Source organism: Streptomyces sp. A1277 (genome assembly GCF_004795015.1).
In the GTDB taxonomy this organism is placed as follows: domain Bacteria; phylum Actinomycetota; class Actinomycetes; order Streptomycetales; family Streptomycetaceae; genus Streptomyces.
Genome location: NZ_SSBI01000022.1, coordinates 18,267 through 37,380, shown reverse-complemented (window position 1 = coordinate 37,380; position 19,114 = coordinate 18,267). Strand labels below are relative to the sequence as shown.

Sequence of the window (19,114 nt, the reverse complement as noted above, 5' to 3'; positions counted from 1 at the left end):
GGTGGTTCCAAGGTGGCTTTACGGGTGGCGGCTCGGTACCGGGACCCGCGTCAGATCCTGCGCGACGGTCAGCTCGCCCTCGTACCCGGCCCCCCTGGCCTCGGCCTCGAATGCCTCCGGCTCCGGGTAGCGCTGGGAGAAGTGCGTGAGGACGAGATGCCGTACGCCCGCCTCGCGCGCGACCCCGGCCGCCTGCCCGGCGGTCAGGTGGCCGTGGTCGGCGGCGAGTTTCCGGTCCTCGTGGAGGAAGGTCGACTCGATGACCAGCATGTCGCACCCTTGCGCGAGCGTGTGCACGCCGTCGCAGAGCCTGGTGTCCATGATGAACGCGAACCGCTGTCCGCGCCTGTGTTCGGAGACCTGGCCGAGCGTGACACCGCCGAGGGCGCCCTCGCGCTGGATGCGTCCGACGTCCGGTCCCGCGATGCCGTGCTCGGCGAGCTTCGCGGGCAGCATCCGCCGCCCGTCGGGCTCGGTGAGCCGGTAGCCGTACGACTCGACGGGGTGCGAGAGCCGGTGGCTGTCGAGCGTGTACGCGGCGGTGGTGGCCAGCGGTCCGTCTGCGGCGACGGGGGCCTCGGTCAGCTCGACGGACTCGCGGTAGGCGGTGGCGTACCGCAGCCGGTCGAAGAAGTGCTGCCCGCTCGCCGGGTAGTGGGCGGTCACCGGGTGCGGGACCTGGTCGAGGTTGATCCGCTGGATCACCCCGGCCAGGCCCAGCGAGTGGTCGCCGTGGAAGTGCGTGACGCAGATCCGGTTGATGTCGTGGGCGGCGACGCCGGCCCGCAGCATCTGGCGCTGGGTGCCCTCGCCGGGGTCGAAGAGGATGCCCTCGCCGTCCCAGCGCAGCAGGTAGCCGTTGTGGTTGCGGTGGCGCGTCGGGACCTGGCTGGCGGTCCCGAGCACGACGAGTTCACGCGCGGACACTATCCGGGAGGCCATTCCAGGCCGCGGCCGCCGAGCACGTGGGCGTGGGCGTGGAACACGGTCTGCCCGGCGCCGGCCCCGGTGTTGAACACGACGCGGTACCCGGTCTCGTCGATCTTCTCGTCGGCGGCCACGTTCCCCGCCTCGCACAGCACGTCGGCGAGCACCTGCGGCTCGGCGGCACCGAGGGACGCGGCGTCGGGGTGGTGCAGCCGCGGGATGACGAGGACGTGCGTGGGGGCCTGGGGGTTTATGTCGCGGAAGGCGACGGTGGTGTCGGTCTCGCGGACGATGGTGGCCGGGATCTCCCCCGAGACGATTTTGCAGAACAGGCAGTCGGGCTGCGGTTCTCCTGCCATTGCTTGCGCGCTCCTCTGTCTCGGTGATCCGTTACGGGGCAGCCTATCCGGGCGGGCCCGGGACCGACCGCCTTCGGGGGCGCTGCCCCCGGACCCCCGCGTCGACGGGCAAGATCCAGCCCCGCCGGCGCTTGAGGAGCGGGGCCCGGGGCAGCGCCCCGGTTACGGGAAGGGGCGGGTAGGGGAACAGGCCCGCCGCAGGCACAGCACGCCCGCACCGCCCACCCCGCCCCGCCCCTCACCTCACCTCACCTCACTCCGAGAGCCCCGGCACCCCCGGCGCCACCTTCGCCGGCACCCGCGTCAGCGACTCCAGCGCGATCCGGATCGCCTCGTCCAACTGCGGGTCACGCCCCTCCACGTGGTCGCGCGGGGTCATCACGACCTCCACGTCCGGGTCGACGCCGTGGTTCTCGACGCCCCACCCGTATCCCTCCAGCCAGAACGCGTACTTCGGCTGTGTGACCAGCGTGCCGTCGACGAGCCGGTAGCGGCTGTCGATGCCGACCACGCCGCCCCAGGTGCGCGTACCGACCACGGGGCCGATCTTCAGGGCCTTGATCGCCGCGTTCACGATGTCGCCGTCCGAGCCGGAGAACTCGTTGGCGACGGCGACGACGGGCCCGCGCGGCGCGTCGCCCGGGTAGCTGTAGGGGCGCATGCCGCGCGGCAGGTCCCAGCCGACGATGCGGCGGGCCAGCTTCTCCACGACGAGCTGCGAGGTGTGGCCGCCCCGGTTCTCCCGTACGTCCACGACCAGGCCCTCGCGCGCCACCTCGGTGCGCAGGTCGCGGTGGATCTGGGCCCAGCCGGAGCCGACCATGTCGGGGACGTGGAGGTAGCCCAGGCGCCCTCCGGACCGCTCGTGCACGTACGCGCGCCGGTCGGCGACCCACGCGTGGTAGCGCAGCGCCTCCTCGTCGTGGACGGGCACGACGACCACGTGGCGCCGGTCGCCGCCGTCGGCCGGCGAGACGGTCAGTTCGACGGGCTTGCCGGCCGAGCCGGTGAGCAGGGGCGCGGGGCCGGTGAGCGGGTCGACGGGGTGGCCGTCGACCGCCAGGATCGCGTCCCCGGGCCGTACGGCGACCCCGGGCGCGGCGAGCGGCGAGCGGGCGGCCGGGTCGGAGGTCTCGGACGGCAGGATGCGGTCGATGCGCCAGCTGCCGTCCTCCGCGCGCGAGAGGTCCGCCCCGAGCAGCCCCTGCCGGGCCGACTCGTCGCGCCACCCGCCGGGCGGGGTCACGTAGGCGTGGGAGGTGCCCAGCTCGCCCTGGACCTCCCAGAGCAGGTCGACGAGGTCGTCGTGGGTCGCGACGCGCTCCAGGACCGGCCGGTAGCGGTCCAGGACCCCGTCCCAGTCGACGCCGCCCATGTCGGAGCGCCAGAAGTTGTCCCGCATGATGCGCCCGGCCTCGTCGTACATCTGGCGCCACTCGGCCGCCGGGTCGAGGGTGCGGCGGATGCGGGAGAGGTCGACGGTGACGGCGTCGTCGTGGTCGTCGTCGGAGCTCGCGGGCACCCGGCTGTCGGACGGGACGACGGACAGCTTGCCGTGGCTGACGAGGGCGAGCCGCTTCCCGTCGCCGCTGACCGCGAAACGGCTGACGTCGGAGGTGAGTTCCTCGCAGCGCAGCTTTTCGAGGTCGTACCGCTCCAGGACGGTTTCCGGGCGGCGGGCGTCGGGGCCCGCCCCGCTCGTGCCGAGGACCCCTGTGACCGGGTGGCGCAGCCAGAGCAGACCGTCCCGTGCGGCCCGGAGCGAGGAGTAGACGCCGGCCTCGACGGGAAGGGGCACGATCCGGTCGGCGAGGCCGTCCAGGTCGATGCGGGTGATGGGCAGGGCGGTGGGGTTGTCCTCGCCGTCGCCGCCCTTCTCCTTCTCGGTCGGCCGGCCGTGCAGCTGCGGCCCGAACGGGGAAGGGGTGGTCGCGGCGAGCGTCAGCAGGTGCGGCCGGCAGGACCCGATGAACGCCATGTCGAAGACGTGCGCGTCGTAGATCGGGTCGAAGGCGCGCTCGGAGAGGAAGGCCAGGTGCTTTCCGTCGGCGGTGAAGGCGGGCGCGAAGTCCCGGAACCGCAGCGGGGTGGCCTCGGAGACCGAGAGGTCGGCGATGTGGGCCAGTTTGAGCTGGCTGAGCGGCTCGGGGCCGGGGTGCGACCAGGCGAGCCAGGCGGAGTCGGGCGACCAGGCGAGCCCGGAGGCGTCGCCGTTCTCACTGCGGTCCACCTCGTGGATCTCGCCGCTCTCCCGCTCGACGACCAGGACCCGGCCGTCGTGGGCGGCGACCGCGAACCGGCTGCCGTCGGGGGCGGGGGCCAGGTCGAGGACGCGGCCGAGCCGGCCGGCGGCCAGGCGGCGGGGCTCGGCGCCGGGTGCGGTGCCGGTGGCGGGGGCGCACTCCAACGCGTCGTCGCCCTCGGCGTCGGTGACCCAGACCACGTGCTGGTCGCCGTCTGCCTGGAACGTGCGGGGCAGCCTGGCCCGTACGCCGGGCTCGGCGGCGAGCGCACGGGCGGGGCCCTCCCGGTGGGTGACCCAGTGGACGGCGCCCCGGGTGCAGACCGCGCTGCCACGTCCGGTGCGGTCCGGCGACGCGCTGGTCAGGTGGCTGTCGGCGTGCAGCGGGTAGGGCTGGAGGTCGGCGCGCTGGCCGCCGAGCCGGATCTCGACGCGGCGGGGCTCGTCGCTCTCCAGGCTGTCCAGAAGCCGGAGTTCACCGGCGGAGGCGTAGGCGACCCGGGTGCCGTCGGTGCTGGCGTGCCGGGCGTAGAAGCCGTCGGTGCCGGTGTGCCGGCGCAGGTCACCGCCGTCGGGCAGGGAGGAGTAGAGGGCGCCGACGCCCTCGTGGTCGGAGAGGAACGCGATGCGCTCCCCCACCCACATCGGGCACTCGATGTTGCCGTCGAGGTCCTGGTGGACCCGGACGAACTCCTGCGGGTCGTCCTCGGCCGCGATCCAGAGCTTGCCGGCCGTGCCGCCCCGGTAGCGCTTCCAGGTGGCGGCCTCGCGCCCCATGGTGGCCGAGAGCAGCAGGACCCGTCCGCCGGGCCCGTACGCGAGGTTGCCGACGGGCCCGTACGGGAGGGTCCGGGCGGGTCCGCCGTCGACCGGGACGGCCCGGGCCCAGCTGCGGCGCAGCGAGACCTGGCCCTGGGTGCTGGTGACCAGTACGTCCCCTTCAGGGGTCCAGCCGCGCACGGTGGTGCGGGCGTCGCCCCAGTGGGTGAGCCGCCGCGAGGGACCGCCGTCGGCGGGTGCGAGGTGCACCTCGGGCGCTCCGTCGCGGGTGGAGGTCCAGGCGACGAGGGTGCCGTCGGGAGATATGCGCGGCTGGGCGACGGGACGGTTGTCGGCGCTGACGCGCCACGCCCGTCCGCCGTCGAGCGGGGCGAGCCAGACGTCGTCCTCGGCGGTGAAGGCGATGAAGTCACCCTGGACATGGGGGTACCGGAGGTAGGAAGGCTGTGTCACACGGAGCAGCCTAGGCCGCGAGCGTGCCAGGTGGCACGGGGTTGGCCGGAGTCCGTCGTGTGGCGGCACCGGTGGCACGCGTATGCCCCTGGAATATGCGGCCCCGAGGTGGCGGCGGAAGCCTCCGCCAATCGCCCCCGTGGCGCCCTCACTTGCCGGGGTACGCGGTGACCGTCACCGTCACGGTGGCGGTCGGGCCGCCGCCCCGGCCCGGGGCTCCGGCGGGCGGCGCGGTCGTGGCCGGGGCGGTGCAGTTGCCGAGCAGGGTGGCCCGGAAGACGGCGCGCCCGCCGGTCTTGGCGGTCATGTCGCCGCGTACGCACCGGCCGTTGACCGCATGGGTCACCTGGCCGTCGAGCGTGATGTCCTGGCCGGTCTCCGTCTTGCCGTCGCAGTGGACGTCGGCCACCCGGCGCGCGGAGGCGGTGGGCGCCTCGGAGCGGGTGGCGGAGTCCTTCGCGCTGTCCTTGCCGAGGGAGGCCGTGCAGCTCAGCCAGCGCACGTCGACGCCTTCGTGCTCCAGCGCGCGGGTGGCGGTCCGGTCGGTGGTCACGGCGACGGTCGCGGTGTTCAGCGTGCCGAGGCCGTCGGCCGGCTCACAGGCGGTGAGGCCGGTGACGGCCGCGGCGGCGAGGCAGAGTGCGGCCGGAAAGCGATGGACCGCGCGACGGCCCCATGCCCTTGATGTCCCCATAAGGGCAGCTTCCCACCACTCCTGACGGTGCGGTAGACCGCTTGTGGCCACAACCACCCCATGGAGGCCGGGTTACGACCAGCGCCCCGTGCGCCCCAGCAGCAGGGCGGTCGCCGCGGTGCCCGCCGTGGAGGTGCGCAGGACGGTCGGGCCGAGCCGGCAGACGCGGGCCCCGGCGGCAGCGAACGCGGTCAGCTCCTGCGGCGACACCCCGCCCTCCGGGCCGACGACCAGGACGATCTCACCGGCCTCGGGCAGTGCGACGGTGGCCAGCGGCTCGCTGTCGTGGCCGCGGTCCTCGTGCAGGACGGCCGCGAAGTCCGCGGTGGCCACCAGCGCGGCGACCTGCTTGGTGGACGCCGCGTCCGCCACGTCCGGGAACCGCACCCGGCGGGACTGCTTGCCGGCCTCCCGGGCCGTGTTGCGCCATTTCGCGAGGGACTTGAGGCCCCGGTCGCCCTTCCACTGGGTGATGCAGCGCGCGGCCTGCCAGGGCACGATCGCGTCGACGCCGGTCTCGGTCATCGTCTCGACGGCGACCTCGCCCCGGTCCCCCTTGGGCAGCGCCTGCACGACGGTGATCCGGGCCGCCGGGCGGGGCTCCTCGTGGACCGGGTCCAGGCCCTCCACCAGCAGCCGGTCCTTGCCCTCGGCGGCCTTCACGACGCCCTGCGCCCACCGGCCCCGGCCGTCCGTCAGGACGACCTCCTCACCGGTGTGCAGGCGCTTCACCGAGACGGCGTGCCGGCCCTCGGGCCCGTCGAGGACGAACTCGGGCCCGCCGGGCAGCTGTTCGACGACGAAGACGGGTGCCGTCACTGTGTACTCCTTGTACTCACTGCCGCCCGTGCGGCGTCCAGTTCCTCGGCGAGCAGCCGGACCAGCCGGCCGGCGGGCAGCTCGCGGGCCATCCGGTGGCCCTGCCCCGCCCACAGCGCCATGCCCTGTGCGTCCCCGGCCCGGGCCGCCGCCTTGCGCAGCGGGGAGGTCATGTGGTGGACCTGGGGGTAGGCGGCGGGGGCGTACGGCCCGTGCTCGCGCACGAAGCGGTTGACCAGGCCGCGGGCCGGTCGGCCGGAGAACGCCCGGGTCAAGGTGGTGCGGACGAACAGCGGGTTGGCCAGGGCCTGTTTGTGCAGCAGATGGGCGCCGGACTCGGGGCAGACCAGGAAGGCGGTGCCGAACTGGGCGGCGTCGGCGCCCGCCGCGAGCACCGCGGCGATCTGGGAGCCGCGCATCAGCCCGCCCGCGGCGATGACCGGTATCTGCACGGTCTCGCGCACCTGGGTCACCAGGCACAGCAGCCCGGTCCCCTCGCCATCGGTCTCGGGGTCGTCGCGGAACGTGGAGCGGTGGCCGCCCGCCTCGGTGCCCTGGGCGCAGACGGCGTCGGCGCCGGCCCACTGCGCGGCCTGGGCCTCCTCGGGCGAGGTGACCGTGACGACGGTGTACGTACCGGCCGCGGCGAACGCGTCGAGGGTGTCGCGCGAGGGGCAGCCGAAGGTGAAGGAGACGACCGGGACCGGGTCCTCCAGCAGGATGGCGAGCTTGGCCTCGTAGCCGTCGTCCCCGCCGGTGTCGGTGTCGCCGAGGGGCGTCTCGTACCAGGCGGCCTCGCCCGCGAGCTGGTGGCGGTAGACCTCCAGGGCGCCCTGGTCGGCGAGGTTCTGCTGCGGCATGAAGAGGTTGACGCCGAAGGGCTGTCCGGTCAGCCCGCGGACCTGCTTGATCTCCTGGTACATGCCGTCCGCCGTCTTGTACCCGGCGGCCAGGAAGCCGAGCCCGCCGGCCTCGGCGACGGCCGCGGCCAGCTGCGGGCAGGAGGGACCACCCGCCATCGGGGCCTGCACGATCGGATACCGGCAGAGATCGGTCAACGCGGAGGACATGACCGCATCGTGCCATGTCCTTCCTGTCCCGTGATGCCCGCCCCACGGCAGCGTTTTGTCCGGGTGCGGTACGGGCCCGGCGGCCGGGCCCGTACCGCGTGGACGGGTGCCGTCAGCGGCCGTTGAACGCGTCCTTCAGGCGCGAGAACAGGCCCTGCTGGCCGGGCTGGAACTGCCCGGTGGGCCGCTCCTCGCCGCGCAGTTTCGCCAGCTCGCGCAGGAGGTGTTCTTGCTCGGCGTCCATCTTCGTCGGGGTCATCACCTCGACGTGCACGATGAGGTCGCCGCGCCCGCCGCCCCGCAGGTGGGTGATGCCGCGGCCGTGCAGCGGGACGGACTGGCCGGACTGGGTGCCCGGCCGGATGTCGACCTCCTCCAGGCCGTCGAGCGTCTCCAGCGGCACCTTGGTGCCGAGGGCCGCCGCCGTCATGGGGATGGTGACCGTGCAGTGCAGGTCGTCGCCGCGGCGCTGGAACACCGCGTGCGGCAGCTCGTGGATCTCGACGTAGAGGTCGCCGGCGGGGCCGCCGCCGGGGCCGACCTCGCCCTCGCCCGCGAGCTGGATGCGGGTGCCGTTGTCGACACCGGCGGGGATCTTCACGGTCAGCGTGCGCCGCGAGCGGATGCGGCCGTCACCGGCGCACTCCGGGCACGGGGTCGGCACGACCGTGCCGAAGCCCTGGCACTGCGGGCAGGGCCGCGAGGTCATGACCTGGCCGAGGAAGGACCGGGTGACCTGGGAGACCTCACCGCGGCCGCGGCACATGTCGCAGGTCTGCGCGGAGGTGCCGGGGGCCGCCCCCTCGCCGCTGCACGTCGTGCAGACGACGGCCGTGTCGACCTGGATGTCCTTGGTGGTGCCGAAGGTCGCCTCGGAGAGGTCGATCTCCAGCCGGATCATGGCGTCCTGGCCGCGCCGGGTGCGCGAGCGGGGCCCGCGCTGCGACGACGTGCCGAAGAACGCGTCCATGATGTCGGAGAAGTTGCCGAAGCCGCCCTGGCCGAACCCGCCCGCGCCGCCGCCCCCGGACTGGGAGAGCGGGTCGCCGCCGAGGTCGTAGACCTGCTTCTTCTGGGCGTCCGACAACACCTCGTAAGCGGCGTTGATCTCCTTGAACCGCTCCTGGGTCTTCGGATCGGGGTTCACGTCCGGGTGCAGCTCGCGGGCGAGCCTCCGGAATGCCTTCTTGATCTCGTCCTGAGAGGCGTCGCGGCGCACGCCGAGTACGGCGTAGTAGTCCGTGGCCACTTACGACTCCGCCAGGATCTGTCCGACGTAACGTGCCACTGCGCGTACCGCTCCCATCGTTCCGGGGTAGTCCATGCGGGTCGGTCCGACCACGCCGAGTTTGGCGACTGCCTCGTCGCCCGAACCGTAGCCGACCGCGACGACGGACGTGGAGTTGAGCCCTTCGTGGGCGTTCTCGTGCCCGATACGTACGGTCATGCCCGAGTCCGTGGCCTCGCCGAGCAGCTTCAGCAGCACGACCTGCTCCTCCAGTGCCTCAAGCACCGGCCGGATCATCACCGGGAAGTCGTGTCCGAAGCGGGTGAGGTTGGAGGTGCCGCCGATGATCAGCCGCTCCTCCGTCTCCTCGACGAGGGTTTCGAGCAGGATCGAGAGCACGGTGGACACGGTTCCCCGGTCCTCGCTCTCGAAGGATTCCGGCAGGTCCTGCACCAGCTGCGGGACGTCCGCGAAGCGGCGTCCCACCACCCGGCTGTTGAGCCGGGCCCGCAGATCGGCGAGGGAAGCCTCGCCGAACGGCGCCGGGCAGTCGACCAGCCGCTGTTCGACCCGGCCGGTGTCCGTGATCAGCACGAGCATCAGCCGCGCCGGAGCCAGGGACAGCAGTTCCACGTGCCGCACCGTCGAGCGGGTCAGCGAGGGGTACTGCACGACGGCGACCTGCCGGGTCAGCTGCGCGAGCAGCCGCACGGTCCGGCCCACGACGTCGTCGAGGTCGACCGCGCCGTCGAGGAAGTTCTGAATGGCGCGGCGCTCCGGCGACGAGAGGGGCTTGACGCCCGCGAGCTTGTCCACGAAGAGCCGGTAGCCCTTGTCCGTCGGGATGCGCCCCGCGCTGGTGTGGGGCTGGGCGATGAAGCCCTCGTCCTCCAGCACCGCCATGTCGTTGCGGACGGTGGCCGGGGAGACCCCCAGCTTGTGCCGCTCCGTGAGCGCCTTGGAGCCGACGGGCTCCTCGGTCCCCACGTAGTCCTGGACGATGGCGCGCAGCACTTCGAGTCTGCGTTCGCTGAGCATCGCGCGCACACCTCCAGCTGTCCATCTCGGTGGTTCTCGGGCCGTTCCCGGGATTCCTCCTGGCACTCGGTGCGTACGAGTGCCAGCGATCCCCGGCCAGTGTACGGCGACGGGGTGGCTCCCTAGCAAGGGCGACCGGCCACGCTACCGCGAGAGAGCGCAGGTCGCTGCCGATAGCGTCGCCCCATGGACGTCTCTTGGGAAGAGTTCGGGTGGGAGCGGCTCGGCCGCGGAATGGGCCGTCGACGCCTTCCGGTGTGGGACGCGACGGCCCTGCTGGTGGCCGGGACGGACGGGGTGCTGCTCTGCGACACCGGTTCGTCACTGCGTGAAGGCGCCGAACTGCGCATGCAGGCACAGTCGCTGCTCGGCCGGAGGGTGACGCACATCGCACTCAGCCACCCCCATTTCGATCATGTCCTGGGCACGGCGGCCTTCGCCGGGGCGCGGGTGTACGGCGCTGCGGGCACGGCGGAGCTGCTGCGGCGCGGGGCGGACGAGCTGTACGCCGACGCGGTGCGCCAGGGCCTGCCCGAGTCGGACGCCGCCGAGTCCGCCGATGTGCTGGCCGTCCCGCGCCGCGAGGTGGACGGGGAGCGGACGCTCGACCTGGGCGGCGGCCGGGAGGTGGTGCTGGTGAACGTGGGCGCCGCGCACAGCGGCCACGACCTCGCGGTGCTGGTCCCGGGCTCCTGCGGCTCCCCCGCGCTCGTGTTCTGCGGTGATCTGGTCGAGGAGTCCGGCGCACCGCAGGCGGGCCCGGACGCCCACCCCGCCCGCTGGCCGGGCGCGCTGGACCGGCTGCTGGCGCTGGGCGGCGAGGACGCGCTGTACGTGCCGGGGCACGGGGCGGTGGTGGACGCGGCGTTCGTCCGGGCGCAACGCGAGGCGCTGGCCGACCGGTTCGGCAGGTCACAGGGCGACCGGCCGGCCGCCGGGTTCGGCGTGTCGTAGCCCTTCCCCGCTTATCGTCGTGCGATGCGCAGCTACCAGCCGGACCTGACCCCGCCGTGGAAGAAGTCCGCCCCCGCCCCCGAGGTGCCCGCCGAGCCCGATCTGGTCGTGGAGGAGGCCGTCACCGGCTTCTGCGGTGCGGTGATCCGGTGCGAGAAGACCGCGGAGGGGCCGACGGTGACCCTGGAGGACCGGTTCGGCAAGCACCGGGTCTTCCCGATGGCGCCGCGCGGCTTCCTGCTGGAGGGCCGGGTCGTCACGCTGGTGCGCCCCTCGGCCGGCGGCCCGGTGCGGCCCGCGCGCACGGCCTCCGGATCGGTGGCGGTGCCCGGGGCACGGGCGCGGGTGGCGCGGGCCGGGCGGATCTACGTGGAGGGACGCCACGACGCGGAGCTGGTCGAGCGGGTCTGGGGCGACGACCTGCGCATCGAGGGCGTGGTCGTGGAGTACCTGGAGGGCATCGACGACCTGCCGGCGATCGTGCGGGAGTTCTCGCCCGCGCCGGACGCCCGGCTCGGGGTGCTGGTCGACCATCTCGTGCCCGGTTCCAAGGAGTCCCGGATCGCGGCGCAGGTCTCGGACGGCGACGTCCTGGTGGTCGGCCATCCCTACATCGACGTGTGGGAGGCCGTGAAGCCGTCGTCGGTGGGGATCGCCGGCTGGCCGGTGGTGCCGCGCGGCCAGGACTGGAAGACGGGCGTGTGCCGGGCGCTGGGCTGGCCGGAGAACACCGGGGCGGCCTGGCAGCGCATTCTGTCCTCGGTCCGCTCCTACCGGGACCTTCAGCCCGAACTCCTGGGCCGGGTCGAGGAACTGATCGATTTCGTCACCCTTCCGGACTGATGCCCGGCATGCCTTCGGGTCGATCCCGCACCGATACGGACGATGGCCTGCGCCTCGCACGCGTCTGAGCGCCCGCCTCAGTCCACGAGGTCGCGCACCACGGCGTCGGCCAGCAGGCGTCCGCGCAGGGTGAGCACGGCCCGCCCGCCGTCGAAGGGCGCCGGCTCCAGGAGCCCTTCGTCCACCGCCCGGCGGGCCGCCGCGAGCCCGGCGGGGGCCAGCAGGGACAGCGGGCAGCCGTCCACGAGCCGCAACTCCAGCAGGATGCGCTCGACGCGGCGGTCCTCGGCGGAGAGGATCTCGCGGCCGGCCCCCGGCGACCGCCCCTCGGCGAGCGCCTGCGCGTACGCCCCGGGGTGCTTCACGTTCCACCAGCGCACGCCCCCGACGTGGCTGTGCGCCCCGGGTCCGGCGCCCCACCAGTCGGCCCCGCGCCAGTACAGCTCGTTGTGCAGGCAGCGGCCCTCGGGCGTGCGGGCCCAGTTCGACACCTCGTACCAGGAGTAGCCGGCGGCGGCCATCGCCTCGTCCGCGATGAGGTAGCGGTCGGCGTGCGCGTCGTCGTCCGTCATCGGGATCTCGCCGCGCTTGATCCGGCGGGCGAGCCCGGTGCCCTCCTCGACGATCAGCGCGTACGCGGAGACGTGGTCGGGTCCGGCGCCGATCGCCGCGTCCAGGGAGGCGCGCCAGTCGTCGTCGGACTCGCCGGGGGTGCCGTAGATCAGGTCCAGGTTGATGTGCTCGAAGCCGGCCGCCCTGGCCTCGGCGACGCATGCCTCGGGCCGGCCGGGGGTGTGGGTGCGGTCGAGGATCTTCAGGACGTGCTGCCGGGCGCTCTGCATGCCGAAGGAGATCCGGTTGAAGCCGCCCTCGCGCAGCTCGGCGAGGTAGGCCGGGCCGACGGACTCGGGGTTGGCCTCGGTGGTGATCTCGGCGTCGTCCGCGAGTCCGAACTCCTCGCGGACCGCCGCCAGCATCCGGACCAGGTCGGCCGCGGCCAGCAGGGTCGGTGTGCCGCCGCCGACGAAGACCGTGCGCACCGGGCGGGGGTCGTCGCCGAGCACCTTGCGGGCCTGGCGGATCTCGCCGACGAGGTGCGAGGCGTAGTTGTCGCGGGAGGCGAGGGCACCGCCGGAGCCGCGCAGCTCGGTCGCGGTGTAGGTGTTGAAGTCGCAGTAGCCGCAGCGGGTGGCGCAGTACGGGACGTGCAGGTAGAAGCCGAGCGGGCGGTCGGCTGCGCCTTCCAGGGCATGGCGGGGCAGCGCCCCGTCGTCGGGCACGGGTTCACCATCGGGCAGTACGGAAGGCATACCGTCCATTGTCGCGCGCCTCCCGGCAACCGGACGCCACGCCCGTGTCCCCGCCTACTCGGCCTGGAGCACCAGCAGCGCCAGGTCGTCGTCCGGCGGGCGTTCGGCGAACGCGTGCACGGCGTGCTTGATGCGGTCCGCGATCTCCTCGGCGTTCAGCCCGGCGCAGCCGGACAGGGCCCGGGCGAGCCCGTCGCCGTCGTCGAACATCAGCGGACCCGAGCGCCGCTCGGTGACCCCGTCGGTTACGCAGAGCAGGCTGTCGCCGGGGGCCAGGTCGAAGCTCTGGGTCTCGTAGACGGCGTCGTCCATGAGGCCGAGCAGCAACTGCGGCTCGGCGGCGGGCCGCACGCTGCCGTCGGGGCGCAGCAGCAGCGGCAGCGGGTGGCCCGCGCTGGCCAGGGTGCAGCGGGCGCCGCCGCCGGGCAGCGGCACCAGCTCCCCGTAGAGCAGGGACAGGAAGCGGGACTGGCCGCTGTCCGCGGAGTGCTGGCCGCCGGCCGCGGCGACCATGAGCGCGGCGGCCTCGGCGGCCTCCATGGCGTCGTCCAGGAGCAGCCGGTTGAGCCGGACCAGGACCTCGTCGGCCTGGAAGCCCTCGCGGGCCAGCAGCCGCAGCCAGGGGCGGGCGAGCCCGGTGACGACGGCGGCCTCGGGACCGCTGCCCTGGACGTCGCCGAGGACGAAGCACCAGCGGTCGCCTGGGCACGGGAAGATGTCGTAGAAGTCACCGCCGACGACCCCGTCGTCGCTCGGTTCGTAGACCAGGGAGCTCGCGACGCCCGGTATCCGGGCGACCTTGCTGGGCAGCAGCCCGCGTTGCAGGATGCGGCTGATGGTGGCCTGCCGGGTGTAGGCGCGGGCCGCGCCGACGGCGAGGCCGACCCGGCGGACGAAGTCCTCGATGAGTGCGGTGAGCTCGTCGGGGACGCGCGCGGTGGACTCGCGGCCCAGGAGTACGGCTCCGAGGGTGCGGCCGCCCGAGGTGATCCGGTAGGCGAGCGCGACGCCCTCGGCCTCCGCCTCGTCCTTCTCCGGTGTTTCGCCGTCCTCGGCGCCGCCGGGCCACGGCATGGAGACGGCGCCGGTGCCGACCCGCTCGGGGAGCCGGAGCGGGTCGCCTTCCAGGAGGGCGCGCAGCTGCGGGATGCTCTCCTCGTCCACGTGCCAGACCTTGGCGAGGCGGGGGACGGCCGAGGGGCCGCCGCTCTCCGGCTCCAGCCAGATCGCGCACCAGTCGGCGAGCCGGGGGACGAGTAACTGTCCGGCGAGCGCCGCCACGATGTCCTCGTCCAGCTGCCCGGCGAGCAGGTCGGATGCCTCGGCGAGGAAGGAGAGCGCGCCGCGCCCGGCCCAGTCGCCGTCGTCGCGCCCGGCGCGCCGGGTGGTGGGGGCGAGGAGTTCGGCGGTGCGCAGTCCGAAGCCGGGCTCGCCGCGGGCGTCGGGGAAGGGGTTCCAGTCGTCCACGGGGAGACGGGCCCAGACGGTCTTGAGGCCGGTGCGGTAGGTGACGCCCCAGCGTTCGGCGAGGGCGGCGACGAGCTCCAGGCCCCGCCCGTAGTCGGCGGGCTCGCCCGCGCTCTCGGCGCCGGGCCCGTGGTCGCTGCGGACCGCGCGGGCCGGGTGGTGGTCGGAGACCTCCAGGACCAGGGCGGACGCCTCGTCCTCGGTGGCCTCCTCCAGCCGGAAGAGCAGTTCGACGGTGGTGCCCGCGTGGACGACGGCGTTGGTGACCAGTTCGCTGACGATCACCGCCGCGTCCTCGGACAGCCGGTCGCTGAATCCGACGGCGGCGGGCAGCCCGAGCGCGGTCCACTCGGCGAGGGCGGCGGTGACGAACCGCCGGGCCGCCGAGGGCGCGAGGAGGTTCCCGGGGAGGCTGGTCCGGGCGACCGGCTGCGTACCCGCGGCGGTGGTTCCGGGACGCTGCACGATGTCCCGCTGCAAGGGAATGGACCCCACAGGGCGGCTCCTGACCTGTTCTCGCTCTGCCTGTTCTCCGTTATGCGCCGCTGACGACACGGACAGAGTGACAGATCGGCCCTCCCCATACGCGCCGAGTTACCGAAGTGGGTGGTGAAGACGGTGCGACCGGAGTGCGCCGGCCCCACGCGCCGGAGCGCGCGGGGGGCTTTCTGGGGGCGTGCGAGGGTGGGGCGCCCGTCACGCCTCTCGGGAGCCGGCGTACATCTCCTCGATCAGGTCCTTGTACGTGCGCTCGACGACGGGCCGCTTCAGCTTCAGGCTGGGCGTCACCTCGCCGTGCTCGATGTCCAGGTCGCGCGGGAGCAGCCGGAACTTCTTGATGGTCTGCCAGCGCTGCAGGCCCTCGTTGAGGCGCTTGACGTAGCCGTCGATGAGCTCGACGGTCTTCGGGGAGGCGACGACGTCCGCGTAGGACTTGCCCTCCATCCCGTTCTCGGCGGCCCAGCCGAGGATGGTCGGCTCGTCCAGGGCGATCAGCGCGGTGCAGAAATTGCGGTCCGCGCCGTGCACCAGGATGTTGGAGACGAACGGGCAGACGGCCTTGAACTGGCCCTCGACCTCGGCGGGCGCGATGTACTTGCCGCCCGACGTCTTGATCAGGTCCTTCTTGCGGTCGGTGATCCGCAGGTAGCCGTCCACGGACAGCTCGCCGATGTCGCCGGTGTGGAACCAGCCGTCGGCCTCCAGCACCTCTGCCGTCTTCTCCGGCAGCCCCTGGTAGCCCTGCATGATGCCGGGGCCGCGCAGCAGGATCTCGCCGTCGTCGGCGATCCGCACCTCGGTGCCGGGCAGCGGTTTGCCGACCGTGCCGGTGCGGTAGCTCTCGCCCGGGTTGACGAAGGATGCGGCGCTCGACTCGGTGAGGCCGTAGCCCTCCAGGATGTGGATGCCGGCCCCGGAGAAGAAGAGGCCGATGTCGGGAGCGAGGGCGGCGGACCCGGAGACGCAGGCGCGGAGCCGGCCGCCGAACGCCTCGCGGATCTTGGCGAAGACCAGGGTGTCGGCGACCTTGTGCTTGGCGCCGAGGGCGAAGGGCACGGTCGCCTTGCCGGTGCGCCGGAAGTTGTCCTGGGAGACCTTGGCGTACTCGCGGGCGACGCCGGCCGCCCACTGGAAGATCTTGTACTTGGCCCCGCCGCCCGCGCGCGCCTTGGCCGCGACGCCGTTGTAGACCTTCTCGAAGATGCGCGGGACCGCGGCCATGTAGGTCGGCTGGACGACCGGCAGGTTCTCGATGATCTTGTCCACGCGGCCGTCCACCGCGGTGACGTGGCCGACCTCGATCTGGCCGGAGGTGAGGACCTTGCCGAAGACGTGGGCGAGCGGCAGCCAGAGGTACTGGACGTCGTCCTTGGTGATCAGGCCGGTGGCGACGGTGGCCTTGGCCATGTACGACCAGTTGTCGTGCGGCAGCCGCACGCCCTTGGGGCGGCCGGTGGTGCCCGAGGTGTAGATGAGGGTCGCCAGTTGCTCGGAGGTGATGGCGTCGACGCGGCCGCGGACGGCTTCCGGGTCCTTCGCCAGGTGCTCGGCGCCCAGGGCCTCCAGGTCGGCCAGGGTGAGCACCCAGCCCTCGGGGTCGCCCTCGTCCTCTCCCACGCCCTGCGCGTCGATCACGACGACGTGGGCGAGGTCCGGCAGCTCGGCACGCCGCTCGCGGGCCTTGGCCAGCTGGGCCGCGTCCTCGGCGATCAGGACCCGGCTCTCGGAGTCGGAGAGGATGAACGCCGACTCCTCGGCGTTGGTCGAGGGGTAGATCGTGGTGGTCGCGGCGCCCGCGCACATCACACCGAGGTCGACGAGGATCCACTCGACCCGGGTGGAGGCGGCGAGCGCGACGCGCTGCTCGGGCCGCACGCCCAGCGCGATCAGCCCGGCGGCCACGGCGTAGACCCGCTCGGCGGCCTGCGCCCAGCTGAGCGACTTCCACTCGTCGGGCCCCTGGCCGTCGGCCGCGGGGACGGGGTAGCGGTATGCCTCCCCGTCCGGGGTGGACGCCACCCGGTCGATGAAGAGGGTCGCCACGGAGGGCGGACGGTTCTCGATCATGGTCTGTGTGTCGCTCACGACATCCTCCGGGCCTGCGGCAGTACTTCACGACCGGCTGCTGGTTGCGGTGCGCTCTGTGCCTGTGGGTGCTTGCTGCTGCTTGCTCTGCGTACTGGAATCCTGCTTGCTTAACTGGCGAGTAACTAAGAAGCCGTGATCAGGGTAGAGCGCCCGCGCGCCCCGCGTAAGAGGCAATCGGACCCCGCTTGATAACGAACGGACCCCCGTACCGCAGCGTTCCTGCGATGCGGGGGCCCGCGTACCTACCTGCCGGTAGGACTCCTCGTGCTGCTCCGTGCCCTACTTCTTGCCCTTGCTCTCCCCGGCGGACTCGTCGGTCGACAGCACGGAGATGAACGCGTCCTGCGGCACCTCCACGTTGCCGACCATCTTCATCCGCTTCTTGCCCTCCTTCTGCTTCTCCAGCAGCTTGCGCTTACGGGAGATGTCGCCGCCGTAGCACTTGGCGAGGACGTCCTTGCGGATGGCGCGGACGGTCTCACGGGCGATGACCCGGGAGCCGATGGCCGCCTGGATCGGCACCTCGAAGTTCTGCCGGGGGATGAGCTTCTGCAGCTTGGCGACGAGCCGCACCCCGTAGGCGTACGCCTTGTCCTTGTGCGTGACCGCGGAGAACGCGTCGACCTTGTCGCCGTGCAGCAGGATGTCGACCTTGACGAGCTGAGCGGACTGCTCGCCGGTGGGCTCGTAGTCGAGGGAGGCGTATCCCCGGGTCTTGGACTTCAGCTGGTCGAAGAAGTCGAAGACGATCTCGGCGAGCGGCAGGGTGTAGCGGATCTCGACCCGGTCCTCGGAGAGGTAGTCCATGCCGAGGAGGGTGCCGCGGCGCTGCTGGCAGAGCTCCATGATCGCGCCGATGAACTCGCTGGGCGCCAGGACCGTGGCCCGGACGACCGGCTCGTGCACCTTGTCGATCTTCCCCTCGGGGAATTCACTCGGGTTGGTGACGGTGTGCTCGGTGCCGTCCTCCATCTCGACCCGGTAGACCACGTTGGGGGCGGTGGCGATGAGGTCGAGACCGAACTCGCGCTCCAGCCGCTCGCGGACCACGTCGAGGTGGAGCAGGCCGAGGAAGCCGACGCGGAAGCCGAAGCCGAGCGCCGCGGAGGTCTCCGGCTCGTACACCAGCGCGGCGTCGTTGAGCTGGAGCTTGTCCAGGGCCTCGCGCAGGTCCGGGTAATCCGAGCCGTCCAGCGGGTAGAGCCCGGAGAACACCATCGGCTTGGGGTCCTTGTAGCCGCCGAGAGGCTCGGTCGCCCCGCCGCTCAGCGAGGTGATCGTGTCACCGACCTTGGACTGCCGCACGTCCTTCACGCCGGTGATGATGTAGCCCACCTCGCCGACGCCGATCCCGTCGGACGGGGTCATCTCGGGCGAGGAGACACCGATCTCCAGCAGCTCGTGGGTGGCGCCGGTCGACATCATCCGGATGCGCTCGCGCTTGTTCAGCGAGCCGTCGACGACACGGACGTACGTGACGACACCGCGGTACGAGTCGTAGACCGAGTCGAAGATCATCGCGCGGGCGGGCGCGTCGGCCACGCCGACGGGCGCCGGAACGTCCCGCACCACGCGGTCGAGCAGCGCGTCCACGCCGATGCCGGTCTTCGCGGAGACCTTGAGCACATCCTCCGGCTGGCAGCCGATGAGGTTGGCCAGCTCCTCGGAGAACTTCTCGGGCTGGGCGGCCGGCAGGTCGATCTTGTTGAGCACCGGGACGATGGTGAGGTCGTTCTCCATCGCCAGGTAGAGGTTGGCCAGGGTCTGGGCCTCGATGCCCTGCGCGGCGTCGACCAGCAGGATCGTGCCCTCGCAGGCGGCGAGCGACCGGGAGACCTCGTAGGTGAAGTCGACGTGCCCGGGCGTGTCGATCATGTTGAGGACGTGGGTGCTGCCCTGGCCCTCACCGGTGGTCGGCGCCCAGGGCAGCCGGACCGCCTGGGACTTGATGGTGATGCCGCGCTCGCGCTCGATGTCCATCCGGTCGAGGTACTGAGCGCGCATCTGCCGCTGGTCGACCACCCCGGTCAGCTGGAGCATCCGGTCGGCGAGGGTCGACTTGCCGTGGTCGATGTGCGCGATGATGCAGAAGTTGCGGATCAGCGCCGGGTCGGTACGGCTCGGCTCGGGCACGTGGAGAGGAGTCGCGGGCACGCAGGGTCCTGATTCTTGAGACGCCGAACGCCGTGTCTCGGGTCGATGTCGGGTCGGGGCGGATCGGGGGGGCGGATCTGTACGTAGCTTCCATCGTCCCACGCCTGCGGGGCAGCGACCGGTTTGGGCCGGTCGGACCGCTCCTGCTACCGTGGACAGCTGTGCCCCGTGGCTTTTGGGCCCCGCG

Annotated in this window: 14 protein-coding genes; 2 read left to right on the top strand and 12 right to left on the bottom strand. The window is 72.7% G+C overall.

Annotated features, from left to right (window positions below):
- Window positions 1–18: 18 nt before the first annotated feature.
- The 8 genes from E6R18_RS16765 to hrcA all read right to left on the bottom strand — a co-directional run bounded on the left by E6R18_RS16765 (window position 19) and on the right by hrcA (window position 9,610).
- Window positions 19–927, bottom strand: a complete 909-nt coding sequence (locus tag E6R18_RS16765) for a ribonuclease Z (protein WP_136317696.1) — start codon at window positions 925–927, stop codon at window positions 19–21.
- Complete coding sequence (locus E6R18_RS16760; RefSeq protein ID WP_093708888.1) at window positions 927–1,286, bottom strand: histidine triad nucleotide-binding protein; 360 nt, start codon at window positions 1,284–1,286, stop codon at window positions 927–929. Before E6R18_RS16760 ends, E6R18_RS16765 begins: the two co-directional genes overlap by 1 nt.
- Before the next feature lie 253 nt (window positions 1,287–1,539).
- Window positions 1,540–4,761, bottom strand: a complete 3,222-nt coding sequence (locus E6R18_RS16750) for a S41 family peptidase (protein WP_136317694.1) — start codon at window positions 4,759–4,761, stop codon at window positions 1,540–1,542.
- 148 nt (window positions 4,762–4,909) lie between these two features.
- Complete coding sequence (locus E6R18_RS16745) at window positions 4,910–5,455, bottom strand: hypothetical protein (RefSeq protein ID WP_240799761.1); 546 nt, start codon at window positions 5,453–5,455, stop codon at window positions 4,910–4,912.
- A 72-nt stretch (window positions 5,456–5,527) separates the two neighbouring features.
- Window positions 5,528–6,274 carry a 16S rRNA (uracil(1498)-N(3))-methyltransferase gene (locus E6R18_RS16740; RefSeq protein WP_136317693.1) on the bottom strand — a complete coding sequence of 249 codons (747 nt, stop codon included), beginning with the start codon at window positions 6,272–6,274 and terminating at the stop codon, window positions 5,528–5,530.
- Window positions 6,271–7,344: a nitronate monooxygenase gene (locus E6R18_RS16735; protein WP_136317692.1), complete on the bottom strand. Its 1,074-nt coding sequence runs from the start codon at window positions 7,342–7,344 to the stop codon at window positions 6,271–6,273. Before E6R18_RS16735 ends, E6R18_RS16740 begins: the two co-directional genes overlap by 4 nt.
- Before the next feature lie 112 nt (window positions 7,345–7,456).
- Entirely contained in the window at window positions 7,457–8,593 is a 1,137-nt protein-coding gene (gene dnaJ / locus E6R18_RS16730; protein WP_136317691.1) for a molecular chaperone DnaJ, read from the bottom strand.
- Complete coding sequence (gene hrcA / locus E6R18_RS16725; protein WP_136317690.1) at window positions 8,594–9,610, bottom strand: heat-inducible transcriptional repressor HrcA; 1,017 nt, start codon at window positions 9,608–9,610, stop codon at window positions 8,594–8,596. It lies immediately after the preceding gene.
- A 186-nt stretch (window positions 9,611–9,796) separates the two neighbouring features.
- On the opposite strand from hrcA, the gene E6R18_RS16720 reads away from it, so the two are divergent.
- Window positions 9,797–10,564 (top strand): MBL fold metallo-hydrolase, encoded by a 768-nt coding sequence (locus E6R18_RS16720; protein ID WP_136317689.1) that lies wholly within the window; start codon window positions 9,797–9,799, stop codon window positions 10,562–10,564.
- Between the two features lie 24 nt (window positions 10,565–10,588).
- The gene (locus tag E6R18_RS16715; protein WP_136317688.1) at window positions 10,589–11,407 is read left to right on the top strand and encodes a DUF3097 domain-containing protein; all 819 of its coding nucleotides are present in this window, start codon (window positions 10,589–10,591) and stop codon (window positions 11,405–11,407) included.
- 77 nt (window positions 11,408–11,484) lie between these two features.
- Here E6R18_RS16715 and hemW read toward each other — a convergent pair whose 3' ends face one another.
- From hemW to lepA, 4 genes are all read right to left on the bottom strand, one after another.
- Complete coding sequence (gene hemW / locus E6R18_RS16710) at window positions 11,485–12,717, bottom strand: radical SAM family heme chaperone HemW (protein ID WP_136317687.1); 1,233 nt, start codon at window positions 12,715–12,717, stop codon at window positions 11,485–11,487.
- Window positions 12,718–12,771: 54 nt separating this feature from the next.
- Window positions 12,772–14,664, bottom strand: a complete 1,893-nt coding sequence (locus E6R18_RS16705) for an ATP-binding SpoIIE family protein phosphatase (protein WP_136317754.1) — start codon at window positions 14,662–14,664, stop codon at window positions 12,772–12,774.
- A gap of 216 nt (window positions 14,665–14,880) precedes the next feature.
- Complete coding sequence (locus E6R18_RS16700) at window positions 14,881–16,770, bottom strand: long-chain fatty acid--CoA ligase (RefSeq protein ID WP_136317686.1); 1,890 nt, start codon at window positions 16,768–16,770, stop codon at window positions 14,881–14,883.
- Window positions 16,771–17,052: 282 nt separating this feature from the next.
- A complete protein-coding gene (lepA, locus tag E6R18_RS16695; RefSeq protein ID WP_136206430.1) occupies window positions 17,053–18,927 on the bottom strand; it encodes a translation elongation factor 4 in 1,875 nt (624 codons plus the stop codon).
- Window positions 18,928–19,114: the final 187 nt, after the last annotated feature.